Source organism: Nocardiopsis sp. NPDC006832, from assembly GCF_040635885.1.
In the GTDB taxonomy this organism is placed as follows: Bacteria; Actinomycetota; Actinomycetes; order Streptosporangiales; family Streptosporangiaceae; genus Nocardiopsis.
Window position 1 is genome coordinate 1 of record NZ_JBEYLC010000065.1, and the last position, 16,028, is coordinate 16,028.

At 69.0% G+C, this 16,028-nt stretch carries 15 protein-coding genes; 6 read left to right on the forward strand and 9 right to left on the reverse strand.

Annotated features, from left to right (window positions below):
- Positions 1 to 388, reverse strand: a 388-nt coding sequence (locus ABZ717_RS23840) for a PEP/pyruvate-binding domain-containing protein (protein ID WP_358514175.1), incomplete at its 3' end; no start/stop codon positions are given.
- Positions 389 to 828: 440 nt separating this feature from the next.
- Here ABZ717_RS23840 and ABZ717_RS23845 point away from each other — a divergent pair.
- Positions 829 to 1,551 (forward strand): hemolysin III family protein, encoded by a 723-nt coding sequence (locus ABZ717_RS23845; RefSeq protein ID WP_358514177.1) that lies wholly within the window; start codon positions 829 to 831, stop codon positions 1,549 to 1,551.
- 61 nt (positions 1,552 to 1,612) lie between these two features.
- Here the strand turns inward: ABZ717_RS23845 and fdhD are convergent, their stop codons facing one another.
- The 4 genes from fdhD to ABZ717_RS23865 form a co-directional block, all read right to left on the reverse strand.
- Positions 1,613 to 2,458 (reverse strand): formate dehydrogenase accessory sulfurtransferase FdhD, encoded by an 846-nt coding sequence (fdhD, locus tag ABZ717_RS23850; RefSeq protein WP_358514179.1) that lies wholly within the window; start codon positions 2,456 to 2,458, stop codon positions 1,613 to 1,615.
- A gap of 204 nt (positions 2,459 to 2,662) precedes the next feature.
- Positions 2,663 to 4,051 carry a glycine--tRNA ligase gene (locus ABZ717_RS23855; RefSeq protein ID WP_358514181.1) on the reverse strand — a complete coding sequence of 463 codons (1,389 nt, stop codon included), beginning with the start codon at positions 4,049 to 4,051 and terminating at the stop codon, positions 2,663 to 2,665.
- Positions 4,052 to 4,246: 195 nt separating this feature from the next.
- Positions 4,247 to 4,540, reverse strand: coding sequence for an antibiotic biosynthesis monooxygenase (locus ABZ717_RS23860; RefSeq protein WP_358514183.1), 294 nt, complete (start codon positions 4,538 to 4,540; stop codon positions 4,247 to 4,249).
- 77 nt (positions 4,541 to 4,617) lie between these two features.
- Positions 4,618 to 8,334, reverse strand: coding sequence for a CDP-glycerol glycerophosphotransferase family protein (locus ABZ717_RS23865; protein ID WP_358514185.1), 3,717 nt, complete (start codon positions 8,332 to 8,334; stop codon positions 4,618 to 4,620).
- Positions 8,335 to 8,816: 482 nt separating this feature from the next.
- Here ABZ717_RS23865 and ABZ717_RS23870 point away from each other — a divergent pair, with 482 nt between their 5' ends.
- From ABZ717_RS23870 to ABZ717_RS23885, 4 genes are read left to right on the forward strand one after another with little or no spacing between them, the layout of a single operon-like run.
- Entirely contained in the window at positions 8,817 to 9,167 is a 351-nt protein-coding gene (locus ABZ717_RS23870) for a DUF6703 family protein (RefSeq protein WP_358514187.1), read from the forward strand.
- 60 nt (positions 9,168 to 9,227) lie between these two features.
- Positions 9,228 to 10,079, forward strand: coding sequence for a metal ABC transporter ATP-binding protein (locus ABZ717_RS23875; RefSeq protein ID WP_358514189.1), 852 nt, complete (start codon positions 9,228 to 9,230; stop codon positions 10,077 to 10,079).
- A complete protein-coding gene (locus ABZ717_RS23880) occupies positions 10,072 to 10,965 on the forward strand; it encodes a metal ABC transporter permease (protein ID WP_358514191.1) in 894 nt (297 codons plus the stop codon). Before ABZ717_RS23875 ends, ABZ717_RS23880 begins: the two co-directional genes overlap by 8 nt.
- Positions 10,962 to 11,339: a transcriptional repressor gene (locus ABZ717_RS23885; RefSeq protein WP_358514193.1), complete on the forward strand. Its 378-nt coding sequence runs from the start codon at positions 10,962 to 10,964 to the stop codon at positions 11,337 to 11,339. Before ABZ717_RS23880 ends, ABZ717_RS23885 begins: the two co-directional genes overlap by 4 nt.
- Before the next feature lie 82 nt (positions 11,340 to 11,421).
- Here ABZ717_RS23885 and ABZ717_RS23890 read toward each other — a convergent pair whose 3' ends face one another.
- From ABZ717_RS23890 to recO, 4 genes are all read right to left on the reverse strand, one after another.
- The gene (locus ABZ717_RS23890) at positions 11,422 to 12,261 is read right to left on the reverse strand and encodes an SGNH/GDSL hydrolase family protein (RefSeq protein WP_358514195.1); all 840 of its coding nucleotides are present in this window, start codon (positions 12,259 to 12,261) and stop codon (positions 11,422 to 11,424) included.
- A gap of 143 nt (positions 12,262 to 12,404) precedes the next feature.
- Positions 12,405 to 13,166: an SGNH/GDSL hydrolase family protein gene (locus ABZ717_RS23895; protein ID WP_358514225.1), complete on the reverse strand. Its 762-nt coding sequence runs from the start codon at positions 13,164 to 13,166 to the stop codon at positions 12,405 to 12,407.
- A 32-nt stretch (positions 13,167 to 13,198) separates the two neighbouring features.
- On the reverse strand, positions 13,199 to 14,026 hold the full coding sequence (locus ABZ717_RS23900) for an isoprenyl transferase (RefSeq protein ID WP_358514197.1): 828 nt from the start codon (positions 14,024 to 14,026) through the stop codon (positions 13,199 to 13,201).
- Positions 14,023 to 14,754 carry a DNA repair protein RecO gene (recO, locus tag ABZ717_RS23905; RefSeq protein WP_358514199.1) on the reverse strand — a complete coding sequence of 244 codons (732 nt, stop codon included), beginning with the start codon at positions 14,752 to 14,754 and terminating at the stop codon, positions 14,023 to 14,025. The genes ABZ717_RS23900 and recO overlap by 4 nt, the downstream gene beginning before the upstream one ends.
- A gap of 365 nt (positions 14,755 to 15,119) precedes the next feature.
- Here recO and ABZ717_RS23910 point away from each other — a divergent pair, with 365 nt between their 5' ends.
- Complete coding sequence (locus ABZ717_RS23910; RefSeq protein ID WP_358514201.1) at positions 15,120 to 16,001, forward strand: CAP domain-containing protein; 882 nt, start codon at positions 15,120 to 15,122, stop codon at positions 15,999 to 16,001.
- The last annotated feature ends 27 nt before the right edge of the window (positions 16,002 to 16,028 follow it).

The following is a 16,028-nucleotide window of genomic DNA, read 5'->3' on the forward strand; positions in this document are numbered from 1 at the left end:
CCCAGGCGAAGCGCTCGTCGCCGCCCTGGATGGCCAGTCCGACGACGGACTCGTCGTTGAGGCCGATGTTGAGGACGGTCTCCATCATGCCGGGCATGGAGAAGCGCGCGCCCGAACGTACGCTCACCAGGAGCGGGTCGTCGGGCCTGCCGAGTTCACGGCCCATCGTCTTCTCCAGCTCGACGAGGTGGGCCTCGATCTCCTCGTCCAGTCCGGCGGGCATGGTGCCGCTGTCGAGGTAGTGGCGGCACGCCTCGGTGGTGATGGTGAAGCCGGGGGGAACGGGGAGACCGATGTTGGTCATCTCGGCGAGGTTGGCGCCCTTGCCACCGAGAAGATCCTTCAGATCCTTGTTGCCCTCGGTGAACTTGTAGACATGCTTGGTCACGGGGGTGCTCCCTCGTTCTCGCGGCGACCCGGCGTTCGGGGCCGGCCTCTGGATCTGGGCGCGACCCTATCCACATCCGACAAAAGCAACCCTCCAGATACCACCACTTCATGGCATATTCGCAGTTCAAAGGCGTTAAAAAGGTCTATACCAATGGTCCAGTTATTCATCAGCGCCCCCACCTCGACTTCCTTGGGATCGGCGCACATCCATGGAACGAACCCACCGGTCAAGGCCGTTCGACCAAGGAGGATCCGAACGCACCAGGCCCACCACCGACCCCGGCGACCCCGGGACCACTCCCCCACCCCGGCCGACACTCCAAGCCCATATTGTGCGGGGCGACACAGCCCTACCTTTAAGTAACCTACGCTCCCGTAAGTTAGGCTTTACCCGGACCCGTCAAGGGGCGGGACCGGACCGGCAGAAGGGTGCGCGACGTGATCAAGAGGCAAGGGCGGGTGGAGACCGAGGCGAACGCCTCCGTACCCGAACGGGCCGCGACGGCCGCCGGTGACCTGCTGGAGGCCGTCAAACCCAGACTGCGCGGCTGGCTGCACCTGGGCACCGCCCCGCTCGCGCTCGCCGCCGGTGTGGTCCTGGTGGCGCTCTCCCCCACCCTGCCCGCGATGCTCGCCGCCGCGATCTACGCGCTCAGCTCGGTCCTGCTCTTCAGCACCTCGGCCGTGTACCACGTGGGCCGCTGGTCACCGCCCGCCCAACGCGTGCTGCGCCGGATGGACCACTCGAACATCTACCTGATCATCGCCGGCACCTACACGCCGTTCATCACGCTGGTCCTGGACGGCACCCTGCGCGTGGCCATGCTCGCCCTGGTCTGGGGCGGGGCGATCGCCGGGGTGACGTTCAAGCTCCTGTGGCTCAACGCCCCACGCTGGCTCTCCACCGCCCTGTACCTGGCCATCGGCTGGGTGGCGGTGCTGTTCATCCCCGACCTGGTCAACGGCACGCACCCGGCCACCTGGATCCTCATCCTGGTCGGCGGCGTGCTCTACAGCGTCGGCGCCGTGGTCTACGGGCTCAAGCGACCCGACCCCGCGCCCCGCTGGTTCGGCTTCCACGAGATCTTCCACTCGCTGACCATCGCGGCGTTCGTGTGCCACTACATCGCGGTGTCCTTCGTCGTGTACACGTCGGGTTGATCCACCCGGTGGCCGGAAACCGCTCCCCCCGGTCCGGCCGTCTCCGCGTTCCCGGGGAGCGTCAGGCCACGGGGGAGGCCGCCTCGATCAGCACCCTCTCCCGGCCCGCGTAGACGTTCATCGACTCCCCGCGCAGGAACCCCACCAGCGTCATCCCCGCCTCGGTGGCCAGGTCGACCGCGAGGGAGGACGGCGCCGAGACCGCCGCCAGCGTCGGGATCCCCGCCATCCAGGCCTTCTGGACCAGCTCGAACGAGGCGCGCCCGGACACCATCAGCACGCTCTCGCGCAGCGGCAGACGTCCCTCTCGCAGGGCCCAGCCCACCACCTTGTCGACGGCGTTGTGCCTGCCCACGTCCTCACGCACCACCAACAGCTCGCCCTCGGTGGTGAACAGCCCGGCCGCGTGCAGGCCACCCGTACGGTCGAACACCCGTTGGGCCTCGCGCAGCCGATCGGGCAGTCGCGTCAGCGTCGACAGCCCGACCCCCGCCTCGTTCTCGGTCACCGACCACCTGGCCTGGGTACGCACCGCGTCCAGGCTCGCCTTGCCGCACAGCCCGCAGGAGGAGGTGGTGTAGAAGTTGCGCTCCAGTGAGGTGTCCGGCGTCGGGACGTGCGGGGCCAGGGACACGTCGAGCACGTTGAAGGTGTTGGAACCGTCCTCGGTGGCGCCCGCGCAGTAGCGGATGACCCGCACGTCCTCGGTGTGGTGGACCACGCCCTCCCCCACCAGGAACCCCGCGGCCAGGTCGAAGTCGTTGCCGGGGGTGCGCATGGTGACCGTGAGCGGGGAACCGTCGATCCGTACCTCCAACGGTTCCTCGGCCACCAGGGTGTCCGCCCGCTCGCTCACCACGCCGTCCCTGATCCGCAGAATCCTCTGGCGTGTGGTGACCCGTCCCATGTGCCCCCCGTTCCGACGCCGGTCCGCACCGGTCGTGTGTCCGCGTCACGTTACAACCGTCGGGCCGACAGGTACAGATCGGCTCCTATCGCACCAGGGCATTTCGGGTGGGACGGGTAAGGACGAACGTCCCCGTCCCCTCGGACGAGAAGGGCCCCGTGCTCCGCGAACGCGAAGCACGGGGCCCGAACCCCGATGTACCGATCAGCAGCCGGGCAGGCGCTCCACCAGGTACATCTCGACGTTGTCCAACGACACGCGCTCCTGCGACATGGTGTCGCGGTCGCGCACGGTCACCGCGTTGTCCTCAAGGGTGTCGAAGTCCACCGTGACGCAGAACGGGGTACCGATCTCGTCCTGGCGACGGTAGCGACGACCGATCGCACCGGCGTCGTCGAACTCCACGTTCCAGCGCTTGCGCAGCGCGGCGGCGAGCTCACGAGCCTTGGGCGAGAGGTCGGAGTTGCGCGACAGCGGCAGGACCGCGGCCTTGACCGGCGACAGACGCGGGTCCAAACGCATGACGGCGCGCTTCTCCAGCTTGCCCTTGGCGTTGGGGGCCTCGTCCATGTTGAAGGCGTCCAACATGAACGTCAGCACCGCCCGGTCGACACCGGCCGCGGGCTCGATGACGTAGGGGAAGTAACGCTCGTTGCTCTCCTGGTCGAAGTAGGACAGGTCCACGCCCGAGGCCTCGGAGTGCGTCTTGAGGTCGTAGTCGGTGCGGTTGGCCACGCCCTCCAGCTCACCCCACTCGCTGCCCTGGAAGTTGAAGCGGTACTCCAGGTCGACGGTCCGCTTGGAGTAGTGCGACAGCTTCTCCTGCGGGTGCTCGTACAGGCGCAGGTTGTCCTTGGCGATGCCCAGGTCCAGGTACCACTGGTGGCGCTGCTGGATCCAGTACTCGTGCCACTCCTCGTCGCTGCCGGGCTTGCAGAAGAACTCCATCTCCATCTGCTCGAACTCGCGGGTCCGGAAGATGAAGTTGCCCGGGGTGATCTCGTTGCGGAACGACTTGCCGATCTGGCCGATGCCGAAGGGGACCTTGCGGCGGGCGCTCTGCTCGACGTTCTTGTAGTTGATGAAAATGCCCTGCGCCGTCTCCGGGCGCAGGTAGGCGAGGCCCTTGTCGTCCTGGACCGGGCCCAGGAACGTGCGGAGCAGACCGTTGAACATGCGCGGCTCGGTGAAGGAGGCCTTGGCGCCACAGTTGGGGCAGGCGATCTCGGCCAGGCCCTCGGCGGGCTCGTGACCGTGCTTCTCTGCGTAGGCCTCGATCAGGTGGTCCGCGCGGTGGCGCTTGTGGCAGGCCTGGCACTCGGTGAGCGGGTCGGCGAACTCACGGACGTGACCGGAGGCCTCCCAGACCTCGCGGGCCAGGATCACACTGGAGTCCAGGCCGACGATGTCGTCACGTTCCTGCACCATCGAACGCCACCACTGGCGCTTGACGTTGTTCTTCAGCTCCACGCCCAAGGGGCCGTAGTCCCAGGCGGCGCGCAGACCTCCGTAGATCTCACTGGAGGGGTAGACCAGACCTCGGCGCTTGGCGAGGTTGACCAGTGCGTCCATTGCCTCTGACTTGGCGGCCATGGGTGACTCTCCATCCGGCTGGCGGTCGGTGGATCGCTGTTCGCGATACATCGTCGTGTGTTGGGAACGCGGATCACGCGCGGAGCCACGGATGTGGCGCACCGGGCGACCGCGTCACCCCAGGCTAGAGCAACCAAGGGACTCTCGCGCACTCCTTTCCCAGGACCGGGGCCGGCCGACCCGCCGCGTATCAGGTCAAGGGGTCTTCGCGGGGTGGAGGATCTCGAAGGCGCTGGGTTCGTCGATGGCTCGGGACAGCAGCGGCACGGCGGTGACCTTGACCTCGTAGGAGGACAGGGCGCGACGGTAGAAGCCGGCGCCGTCCCACTCGGTCACGACGGTCCACAGGGTGGGATCGTCGGCGGCACGGCCGATGCGGTGCCACCGGAATCCGGGGCGTTCGGCGAGTACCGCCACGGCGGCGTCGGCGTCGGTTCGGAAGGCCTCGGTGTCGGCCTCGGGCACGGAGTAACGGGTGATGACGATCACGATCCCATTGTGGCCCAGGAGACGGGCCGGGCCGTCCCGGGAGTCCCGGAACGGCCCGTGATCGGGTCTTTCCGCGCCTACTCGCCGAACACCCGGTCCACGACCCTGGCGGAGGCCCGACCGTCGTCCAGCGGGCAGAACCGTTCGACGAACGACCGGTACTTGGCGCTGTTGCGCGCCGCGACCTCGTCGATGTCGAGCAGGGCCTCGATGACGTCGTCGGACTCGGTCAGCAACGGGCCGGGCGCGGTCTCCTCGAAGTCGAAGTAGAAGCCGCGCAGGTTGTCCCGGTAGCCCTCCAGGTCGTAGGTGAAGAAGAGCATGGGACGCCCGGTGTTGGCGAAGTCGAACATCATCGACGAGTAGTCGGTGACGAGCACGTCGGTGATCAGGAACAGTTCCATGATCTCCGGGTACAGGGACACGTCGTAGACGAAGTCCTCACCGACGATCGGCACGCTGTCGACCACACGGGGGTGGCGGCGCACCAGCAGCACGTGGTCGTCGCCGAGCTTCTCGTACATCCGGCGCAGGTCCAGGTGCAGGTCGAGCTTGTGCTTGCCCCGGGTGTAGTACTTGTCGTCACGCCAGGTCGGCGCGTACAGCACGACCTTCTTGCCCTCGGGCAGGCCCAGGACGCGCCGGGTGCGTTCGGCGACGCGCTCCTTGTCCGCGGAGAAGAAGATGTCGTTGCGCGGGTAGCCGGTCTCCAGGATCTCGCCGTCGAAGCGGAAGGCGCTGCGCAGGATCGGTGTCGCCCAGGGGCTGGGCGAGACCAGGTAGTCCCACTGCTGTGTCTCCCAGGCCAGCTTGTCGAAGTAGTCGCGCGACTTGCCACGGATGTTCTCCACGTCGAAGCCGATGCGCTTGAGCATCGACCCGTGCCAGGTCTGCACGACCAACTGGTCGGGGTGGCGATGGAACCAGGCGGGCTGGCGGGAGTTGGTCACCAGGTAGCGGCTGCGAGCCAGCTCCCGGTAGAACTCCTCGCCCTTGTGACGGACCGGGGTGAGGTCGTCGGGCAGGCGCACCTGCCCGTCGGCGACCAGCCACGACATCGGGTAGTCGGCCCAGCCCTCGCGCTCGCGCAGCTCCGCGTAGATGCTCTGCGGGCTGTCGGAGTACTGACGACCGGTGTAGGTGTCGAACAGGACGCCATCGGTCACCGGCAGTTCGCGCTGGGCCGGGTAGAAGACCTCGCGCAGGCGACGCTGGGCGAAGGTGCCCCGCTCCACCGGGCGCAGGTCGCTACCGACCTGGATCACCGGGATGCCACGGTTCTGGTAGGTGAGCGTGTAGGTGCGCTCGGGGCTCTCGGTCTGCGACGGCAGCTCACCGATGATGGCGTCGGCGAACTCCACGCCCACGTCGACGGTGGCCTCCGAGCCCTCGTCGGCGCCCTCCTCCCCGATACGCCCCCACAGCTGGTAGGAGCCGGCCGGCAGGGAGATCTCGCCGGACAGGGTGCGGATGCGGGAGGGATCGAAGCGGGTGGTGAAGCGGCCCCCGTCGCGTTCGATTTCGAGTTCGTGCTCCTCGTCGCGGCCCCGGGCCTTGGCGACGATGCGCAGGTCCACCCCGGCGGGGAAGTCACCGCCCAACACGAGGGTGCGCTCCTGCCACTCCGCGCTGTCCACCACGGGATGGGCACGACCGGCGCGCAGCTTCAGGTGGCCGGTGGCGCTGCGCAGCACCACGAGTTCCTGCTGGGCACCGTCGGAGTTGTAGGGACGTCCGGGCACCTCGTCCGGCAGGATCAGGGGCACCCGGGCCCCCGCCTCCGTCACGAGTTCGGCGTCCCACTCCTCCTGGCGGATCACACCGCCGCACTCGCTCAGGCTCCGGGCGAAGAGCTCGTCGGCGCGCACGCGTGCCCTGAACCGACCGCCCTCGATCCGGACCGGGTAGGTCAGGCGAGCGGTGCCGGGACGGCGGATCAGGCGCATCCCGGTGGCCTCCGCCGCGGGCGGGGCCAGCAGTTCGCCCTCGATGTGGAGTTCGGCGTCGCGCTTCTCGAAGTGGTGTTCGGTGACGCGGGCACGGGCGGGTTCGACGCTGATGAGCAGGTGGCGTTCCCGGCTCCAGTGCGGGCGGATCCACATGTCGCCGCCGACGCTGTGGTAGCCAGGGCGCTCGGGCTGACCGGAGACGGGGTTGGAGATGAACTTGCGTCGGGTCAGGCCGCGGTTGAACACCACCAGTTCGAGCTTCCAGTCGCCGGGCTCCCAGGTGCGCGACGAGCGCAGTCGACGCGGGTCCACGATCGCGGTGAAGCCCCCGTAGTCGTGACGGGCCGCGTCGGGCAGGTCGGGCAGACGGTACTCGGCGGCCAGGCGGACCTGGACGGGTACGCGGATGCGTCGCTTGGTGGCGGTGTTGACCGCGAAGGCGACGATGTGCTGGTGCCAGCGCTTGTGGGCGCGCAGGTGGCGGATGCCGACGCGCCCCTTGATGTGCAGGCGCCCGTCCTCCCAGTGGACGGCCTCGGTCTTCTGCCGGACCTTGATCTCGTCCTCGAGCCGGTAGATCTCCCGGGGCACGGACTTGGTCTGATCGTCGGTCTCGAAGAAGGGGTAGCGGATGTAGTAGCCCAACCCCTGACGGACGGCGGGCGCCTTCTTGATCTCGACGCTCTTGGCGAAGGTGGCGACCTCCAGCACGTCCTGGGAACGGCGCTTGCGCACCAGGTGGTACAGGAGTCGGTTCAGGACCGACAGGCCGCGCAGCAGGGACGGGGACACGTGGTCCAGGTAGGCGTTGACCAGGTCCATGGCGATCTCGCGCACCTGCGCGTCCGCGTCGTCCAGGCGCAAGAGGAGGTTGTGGATCTCGCCCTGGAGGAGGGTACGGTCCCACAGTTCGCGGTCGGCCGCGCCCAGATCCTCGGCGATCCGGCGCATCGCGGTCAGCCGCCGCTTCAGGACGGCCTGTTCCAGCGGCAGCCGGGTGTCGGTGCGTTCGCGCTTGAGCAGCACCGGGGCGGGCAGGACGTCGACGGCGTCGGCGCTCAGTGAGAGTCGCCGGACGGCGAGGTCGTCGTCCTGCGGGTCGATCTCGGGCGCGGTGCGCGAGAGCCAGAACTCCTTGCGCCAGAGCCGGTTGCCCAGGGTGGCGTCGGAGGCGAGGCCACCGATGTTGCGGGGGTCCTCGGCCAGGCGGAGACGGCCGCAGAGTCTCTTGTGCGCCTTGGAGGGCGAGGCGCCCAACTCGTTGAACCGGTACACGTTGCCGATGACCAGGTCCGAGCGCGTGTCGGTGGCACTGTGGAACAGGTGGGCGACCGCGTAGCTGGTCAGGGCGTCGGAGCCGGTGAGGAAGAGCAGGTGGCTGCCGCCGGCCTCGGCCGCGCCGCGTGCGCGGGCCTCGGGGTGGTGCGGCGCCGGTTCCCCGTCCAAAAGCCGAACGCGCAGGCCGGCGGGCGGTGCCTGCGCGAAGGCGCGGGCCGTCGCCAAGCCGTCCTCGCGCGCGGAGGCGACGGCCTCGTCGCCCTGCTCGTCCTCCTCGGGACCGGGCCCCTCGGAGCCGGTCTCGGGCTCCTCGTTGTCCTCGTTGTCACCGTTGGTATCCGATTCGGTGGCCCGCCCCTCGGGGACCTCCGGATCGGTGGACTCGTCGACGGTGTCGCCACCGCCGTTACGGACCGGCACGAGGACGATCTCGGTGTCGGTCCTGGCGTCGTCGGGCGACGCGTCCCCGGTCTGGACCTCGTCGCGTTGACGGGCCAGTGAGTCGAGGCAGTTCTGCAGATGAGGCTCGGTGACGTCGAACGTCACGATGACTGTGGGTTCGGGCACGGAAGTTGACACCCTCCGGAGGGTTCGTCGCGGTGCGACGTGCGGGCACCGTAGTGCGGACGGTCCGCGCTGATCAGACGGTCACTAACTGAATGTAGAAGGTACTTGACCCTTCGTGCACCGAGCCCCGGACAGCGAAAACCGGGGGGAGAGGGGCTGCGAGGGACGGGCGACGGTGCCCGCTCCCACGCCGCGGTGCCCTGCGACAGGGTCTGACCCACGAACTCGGCTTCCTCCCTGGACGGGATTTCCACTCGACGATCCTCGACCTTCGAGTGGTGTCGCACGCCTCGCGGCGGCGGCCGGTTCCTGCTTCACTGACATGGGCTTCACTGACATGGTGTGACCCAGAGGTCTCGGCAGACTGGCACGGATCGCCTACCCGCGCATGCCCGCCACCTGCGGCGGACACGCATGTGAATCTACCAGGCAAGCGGGACGGGACATCCCGATGAACACCGATGAAGGGGAAACGGGCGACGATGACCTCTCCCGAGCACGAAGACGAGCGCCCACTTCCCGAGGGGGACTCCCTGTTCACTCCGGGCGCGGGCCGACTGCGCCGCGAGGTGGAGCGGCGCAGCGCGGTCCCACTGGTGTGGTTGCACCAACGCCCTCGCTGGTCGGCACCGGTGGCGCTGGGCGCCCTGTTCATCGCGGGCCTGATGGCGCCGGGTGTGCCGGGGGCGCTCTGTCTGGCCCTGGTGGTGGTGTTCTTCTCATGGTTGGCGTACCTGACCTGGCCGACCCTGGACCGACGCCGGCGGGCGCCCCGGATACTGATGATCCTGGTGGTGTCGGTGTTGGCGGTGGCCCGTGTCCTGGGCTATTGACCTGCGGCGAACCGAACATCAAGTTTTGACAACCATTTTCGTTTTCGCCATAATGTGTGAGTGTCTGACCAGTTCACCGGGGCGAGGGCGAACGCCCCCGAGACCCCGCCCGCCTTCCAGGCCATCGACGCGCACGCCGCCTACGACGGCGCTCCCGTCCTCAACGGCGTCGACCTTCGGATCCCTTCAGGTCAGACCATGGCCGTCCTGGGACCCAACGGTTCGGGCAAGTCGACCCTGATGCGCGCGATGCTCGGCATCGTCCCGCTCACCTCAGGTGAGATCCGGATCCACGGCACGCCGCTGCGCCGCTTCCGCGACTGGAAGCGCATCGGCTACGTGCCCCAGCGGCTCACCGCAGGGGGCGCCGTGCCCGCCACCGTCCGCGAGATCGTCGCCTCGGGTCAGGTCGCCCGACGCCGCAGATTGTCGCTGTCCACCAAGGCCGACCGAGCCGCCGTCGACGACGCCCTGGCCGCCGTCGACCTGAGAGACCGGGCCGGCGACGCCGTACGCGAGCTCTCCGGCGGCCAGCAGCAGCGGGTGCTCATCGCCCGCGCGCTGGCCGGACGCCCCGACACCTTCGTCATGGACGAACCCATGGCCGGGGTGGACGCCGAGAACCAGCGGGCACTGGCCCGCGCCATCGCACGCCTGCGCGAACAAGGCAGCACCGTGGTCCTGGTCCTGCACGAGTTGGGGCCGCTGGAGAACGTCATCGAACGCGCCGTGGTCCTGGAGCACGGCCGGTCGGTGCACGACGGCGCCCCGCCCGAGGCCACCGGTGAGTGCGCGCGGCCCGGGCACGAACACCAGCACCCCCACCCCGATCCCAACGACCCCGACCCCCGCGTGGCGCCCACCGACGTGAACGCGGAGATCGTCCGACTAGAGGTGCCCCACCGTGACTGAACTGCTGCACTACGAGTTCATGCGGCGGGCACTGATCGCCGCCGTGCTGGTGGGTCTGGTCACCCCGGTGATCGGCACCTTCCTCGTCCAGCGGCGTCTGGCCCTGCTGGGCGACGGCATCGGCCACGTCGCGCTGACCGGTGTGGCGCTGGGCCTGATGACCAGCACCTCCCCCGTGGTGACCGCCGCGGTGGTGGCGACCCTGGGCGCCGTCCTCATGGAGTTGGTCCGGGTCCGTACCCGCACCAGCGGCGACGTGGCGCTGGCCCTGCTGTTCTACGGCGGCATCGCCGGTGGCGTGCTGCTCATCGGGCTGACGCCGGGGGCGAGCAACGCCACCCTGACCTCCTTCCTGTTCGGTTCGGTGAGCACCGTCGCCGAGGAGGACATCTGGGTCGTGGGCGTACTGGCCGTGGGCGTACTGGCGGTCCTGGCGATCTTCGGCCGGGAGCTGTTCGTGCTGTGCCAGGACGAGGAGGTGGCCCGGGCCCACGGGCTGCCGGTGCGCTTCCTCAGCATCCTGTTGGCGGTGACCGCGGCGTTGACCGTGGTGATCGCGATGCGGGTGGTGGGCGTGCTGATGGTGAGCGCCCTGATGATCGTCCCCGTCGCCGCGGCGCAGCAGCTCAGCCGCAGTTTCCGTGTGACCATGGGCCTGGCCGTGCTCATCGGCCTGCTGTCCTCGGTGGGCGGACTGACCACCGCGTTCTATTCGGACCTGGCTCCCGGAGCCACCATCGTCCTCCTGGCCCTCGCGGTGTACTGCGTGGCCGTGGTCGCCGGTGGGGTTCTGCGCCGGGCCACCAAGGGCCGTGGGGTGGCGCCGACATCGACAGGCCCCACGGATACGATGCTCCAGACCGATCGGGGGAAGGTGACACCATGAGTACACGACGTGAGGCCGTGCATCAGGCACTGACGGCCTCCTCCGGTTTCCGTAGTGCGCAGGACCTTTACGCGGACCTGCGGGCCGACGGCTCCAAGATCGGCCTGACCACCGTCTACCGCGCCCTCCAGGCGCTGAGCGACTCGGGCGACGTGGACGTGCTCCGCACCGACGAGGGCGAGGCCGTCTACCGCGCGTGCGACACCGAGAACCACCACCATCACCTGGTCTGCCGGGTGTGCTCCACCGCGGTGGAGATCGAGGGGCCCGCGGTGGAACGCTGGGCCGCCGAGATCGGCGCCCAACACGGTTTCACCGGGGTGACCCACACCGTCGAGGTCTTCGGTACCTGCGCCGAGTGCTCCAAGGGCTGAACCGTTTCGCTCGCCCTCATGAGTGAGGCCCCCACCGATCGGTGGGGGCCTCACTCATGCTCGGACGGCTCCGGGCACCGGGTCAGTCGGTGCGATGGTGCGTGGGCTCGCAGCGTTGCAGGGTGGGGCGCTTGGCGCTCACACCGTCGCCGGAGGAGCGACCGGTCAGCCGGCGGTGGATCCACGGGACCAGGAACTCTCGCGCCCAGTGCAGGTCCTCGTGGCGGGCGGTACGCCAGTCACGGGGCTCCGGCGGGGGCCAGGGTTCGTTCCAGTCGCCCTCGACCGGCACGTCCAGCACCTCGCACACGCGCAGGGCCAGGCGCCGGTGACCTTCAGAGGACAGATGCAGGCGATCCCAGCTCCAGGCACGGTTGTCGTCGAGGGCGCGCATGCTCCACACGTCGACGACCTCGCAGCCGTACTTGTCGGCGACCGCGCGCATGTGCATGTTGTAGGTGGCGATCTTGCCGCGCAGGTGGCGCATGACCGGCTGCCAGTTGGTGTCGAAGCCGGTGAAGATGACCACCCGGGCGCCGGTGGCGCGCAGTTCGGCCACCATCGACTCGAAGATCGCCACGACCTGGTCCGGATCGCTGCCGGGGCGCAGGATGTCGTTCCCGCCCGCGCACAGGGTGACGAGGTCGGGCTTCATCTCGACCGCGCGCGGCACCTGCTCGTCGCGGATCTGGCGAATGAGGCGACCTCGGATCGCGAGGTTGGCGTAGCGGATCTCACCGACGTGTTCGGCGAGATGCTCGGCCACACGATCGGCCCAACCCCGATAGCGGCCGTTGGGCACGCTGTCGCTGTCCGGGTAATGATCGCTCATACCCTCGGTGAAGCTGTCACCGAGGGCGACGTAGGACAGGATGTCCTTGCTCTTCCATTCACCGGAGGAACCGGTCCGCACACCACTCATGGTGTTCGATGATGCAACCCGAGACCCGGGTTACGCGACAGTAGGTTGATGGTTCGTCACGTTTTGGGGTGGACCTCACACCACGGGCGGTGCGCCCTGGGTCGCTCGGGGCGACCGCCCATGGTCCCCGCCCGCCGACCGGGTCAACGATCCTTGGTCAGGGGCGTCAGTTCAGGACGTTTGGCGGTCACCGTGTCACCGGAGGAACGCCCGGTAAGGCGGCGGCCGATCCACGGGCCCAGGGACTCCTTCACCCAGTGCAGGTCCTCACGGCGCGCCTGGGCCCAGCGCACCGGATCGATCTCGGGCCAGGGCTCGTCCCAGCGCTCGGAGGTGGGAACGCCGAGGACGTCGGCCACGCGCAGCGCCAACCGACGGTGTCCCTCGGGGGACATGTGCAGTCGGTCCTCGTCCCAGGCGCGAGAGTCGGTGAGCACGTCCATGGACCACTGGTCGACCACGTGACAGCCGTACTCGTCGGCGATCGCGCGCACGTTCATGTAGTAGCGCGCGAACAGGCCGATGGTGCCGCGCATGTACCCGGTCGCGATGTTCACGCCGGTGAAGAGGACCACGTCGCTACCGCCCTCGCGCAGGCGGGACACGGTGTGCTCCAGGACGCGGGCCAGGCGCTCGGGGTCACCGGCCGGGCGCAGCAGGTCGTTGCCGCCGGCGCACAGGGTCACCAGGTCCGGGGCCATCTCCAGGGTGGGCGGCAGCTGGTCGGTGACGATCTGCCGGATGAGCTTGCCGCGTACCGCCAGGTTGGCGTAGCGGATCTCTCCGACGTGGTCGGCCAGGTGTTCGGCCAGCCGGTCGGCCCAACCGCGGAACACCCCGGAGCCGTCCGCGTAGGGGTCTCCCACGCCCTCGGTGAAGCTGTCCCCCATCGAGACCAGGGACATCCCGGGTCGGATCAGTGCGTCCTCGCGATCCTTCACTTCTTCTCCCCCTCGACCGGGTTGGGCACGGCACCTCCGTACCGGCGGTCCCGGCTCGCGTAGATCTCACAGGCACGCCACAGGTCGCGGCGGTCGAAGTCGGGCCAGAGTGTCTCCAGGAAGACGAACTCGGCGTAGGCGCTCTGCCACAGCAGGAAGTTGGACAGCCGCTGTTCCCCGGAGGAGCGCACGAACAGGTCCACCGGGGGGACCTCGGGGGCGTACAGCTGCTGGGAGATCGTGTCCTCGGTGATCTTCTCCGGGGACATACGGCCCTCGGCGACCTGACGGGCCAGAGCGCGGGCGGCGTCGACGATCTCGGCCTGGCCGCCGTAGTTCACGCAGAACTGGAGGGTCAGCGCCGTGTTGTCCTTGGTCATCTCCTCGGCGTCCTTGAGCTCGGAGATGACGCTCTTCCAGAGCATCCCCGCGCGTCCGGACCACTTGACGCGCACGCCACGGGCGTGCAGCTCGTCACGGCGCCGACGGATGACGTCGCGGTTGAAGCCCATCAGGAACCGCACCTCGTCGGGGGAACGCTTCCAGTTCTCGGTGGAGAAGGCGTAGGCGGACAGGTTGGACACACCCATCTCCAGGGCGCCCTCGACCACGTCGAAGAGGGAGGCCTCCCCCGCCTTGTGGCCCTCGGTGCGCGGCAGACCGCGTTCCTTGGCCCAGCGGCCGTTGCCGTCCATGACCACGGCGATGTGGCGGGGTACCAGGTCGGCGGGGATCCGGGGGGGCCGCGCCCCACTGGGGTGCGGGACGGGTGCGGTGTACTCCCGCTGGTCCCGCCCTCCTTTGTCGAAGCTGAACAGGCTCAAGAACGCTCCACATGGCGCAGGGATCGAATTCCATTCTCCAGGTGCCACTGTAGGTAGGCCGCGACCATCCCACTGCACTCGGAGCGGTGCCTGCCGTCGCTGGCGTCCGCGCTGCCCCAATCGCCTCCGAGCAGGTCGAACATGAGTCGAACCGTCTCGGGGGCGGGGTACACGGAGCCGTGCGGGCGGCACACCGAGCAGACCATACCGCCGGCGTGCACCGCGAAGGCACGGTGTTCCCCCCGGGTTCCGCAGCGCGCGCACTCGGTCAGGGCCGGGGCGTAGCCGGCCACGGCCAGCGACCGCAGGAGGTAGGCGTCCAGGACCAGCCTGGAGTCGTGGCCTCCCTCACCCAGGGTACGTAGGGCACCGATGAGCAGGAGGAACTGGCGCAGCGCCGGATCCTTCTCCACCGCGACGACCTTCTCGGCCGTCTCCAACATCGCGGTCGCGGCGGTGTACCGGGAGTAGTCGTGGGCCACCGCCGTGCCGTAGGACCGAATGGTCTCGGCCTGGGTGATGACGTCGAGGGATCGCCCGGTGTGCAGTTGGAGGTCGACGTGGGTGCACGGTTCCAGGCGGGCGCCGAAGCGGGACTTGGTACGGCGCACGCCCTTGCCGACGGCGCGCACCAGTCCGGTGCGGCGGGTCAGGAGGGTGACGATGCGGTCGGCCTCGCCCAACTTCTGGTTGCGCAGGACCACACCCTCGTCTCGGTAGAGGCTCACCCCTCCATTGTCGCGGATGCGTCAGACCATCTGGTCGGCCGCTCCCGGAAAGACCGACCAGACGGTCTGTCCATACCGACGCGCACACCCCTGAAGTGGTTTAGTACCGTTTAGATTCCCTTTTTAGGACATTTGCTCTACTCTCACGCGCTAGGGAGTTTCGACGTTCGGGATGTGCCGCCCTTCCCCCTCGGCTTCACAGGACCCCCGACGTCGCACACGCTCCTTCTGACGCGGGCACGGGAACGATCACCCCGAGACGGATCTCGGCCCCGACCCGTATCCCCACGGGGGTGCCCGCGCGATCCCCGACCCCGCACGGAAGGTACAGCGAAATGGCGCGAGGCCGCCGAGGCAGGCGCAGGATGAGCGCTCGCGAACAGCGCTCGCTCCGCGACCACCCGTCATCGGAGTACGACGCTCGTTACGACGACGAGTACGACGATGACTTCGACGCGCGGGGCCATGGCTCCGCGCGTCGCAAGAAGCGCCGAGTGGTGCCCCTGGTCGCCGGGATCATCGCCGTTCCGGTCGGGCTGACCCTGGCCGGGGCCCTGGTCCTGAACACGGTCGGCGAGGACGGTTCGGACGCGGCCGATGGCGCGAGCGCCGTCGGAGAGATCGGGGAGGGCGCCGTCGCCGACGACTCCCAGGTCCCCGAGAACGCGGAGGACGACGATTTCTTCGACGAACCGACCGCGACGCCGGAGCGCGCCGAGCCCTCCGGTGACAGCGCGACCCTCAGCGCGCAGGCGACCGCCACGTTCTCCCCCCAGGACGGCGAGGACGCCGGCTCCGAGGGCGACGGCGGTGGTGGAAACGGCGACGGTGGTGGAGGCAACGGAGGCGGCGGTGGCGACGGCACCACCTCCAACGCCGGTGGCCCCCTGGCCAACGAGGTCGTGAACCTGGTCAACAGCGAACGTTCCGCGAACGGCTGCGAACCGGTGCACGTGGACGACCGGCTGACCGCCGCCGCCCAGGAGCACAGCGACGACATGGCCGCCCGTGACTACATGGCGCACCAGAGCCCGGACGGGGAGGGCCCCGGCGAGCGAGCGAACCGCCACGGCTACGACTCCTGGGGCGCGGAGAACGTGGCCAAGGGGCAGCAGAGCGCCGAGCAGGTCATGGACGCCTGGATGAACAGCGAGGGCCACCGCGCCAACATCCTCAACTGCGACCTGCAGGCCATCGGCGTCGGCGAGGCCGACCGGGCCTGGACGCAGAAGTTCGGCTACGAGTAGTTCGAGGAACACGCGCGACGGGCCGCG

What these genes read in the sequence shown, in the direction of transcription:
- fdhD (WP_358514179.1), bottom strand. Translation starts at nt 2,458, where the DNA reads ATGGGACGGGTCACCACACGCCAGAGGATTCTGCGGATCAGGGACGGC.
- ABZ717_RS23855 (WP_358514181.1), bottom strand. Translation starts at nt 4,051, where the DNA reads ATGGCCGCCAAGTCAGAGGCAATGGACGCACTGGTCAACCTCGCCAAG.
- ABZ717_RS23870 (WP_358514187.1), top strand. Translation starts at nt 8,817, where the DNA reads ATGACCTCTCCCGAGCACGAAGACGAGCGCCCACTTCCCGAGGGGGAC.
- ABZ717_RS23885 (WP_358514193.1), top strand. Translation starts at nt 10,962, where the DNA reads ATGAGTACACGACGTGAGGCCGTGCATCAGGCACTGACGGCCTCCTCC.
- ABZ717_RS23890 (WP_358514195.1), bottom strand. Translation starts at nt 12,261, where the DNA reads ATGAGTGGTGTGCGGACCGGTTCCTCCGGTGAATGGAAGAGCAAGGAC.
- ABZ717_RS23895 (WP_358514225.1), bottom strand. Translation starts at nt 13,166, where the DNA reads ATGTCCCTGGTCTCGATGGGGGACAGCTTCACCGAGGGCGTGGGAGAC.
- ABZ717_RS23910 (WP_358514201.1), top strand. Translation starts at nt 15,120, where the DNA reads ATGAGCGCTCGCGAACAGCGCTCGCTCCGCGACCACCCGTCATCGGAG.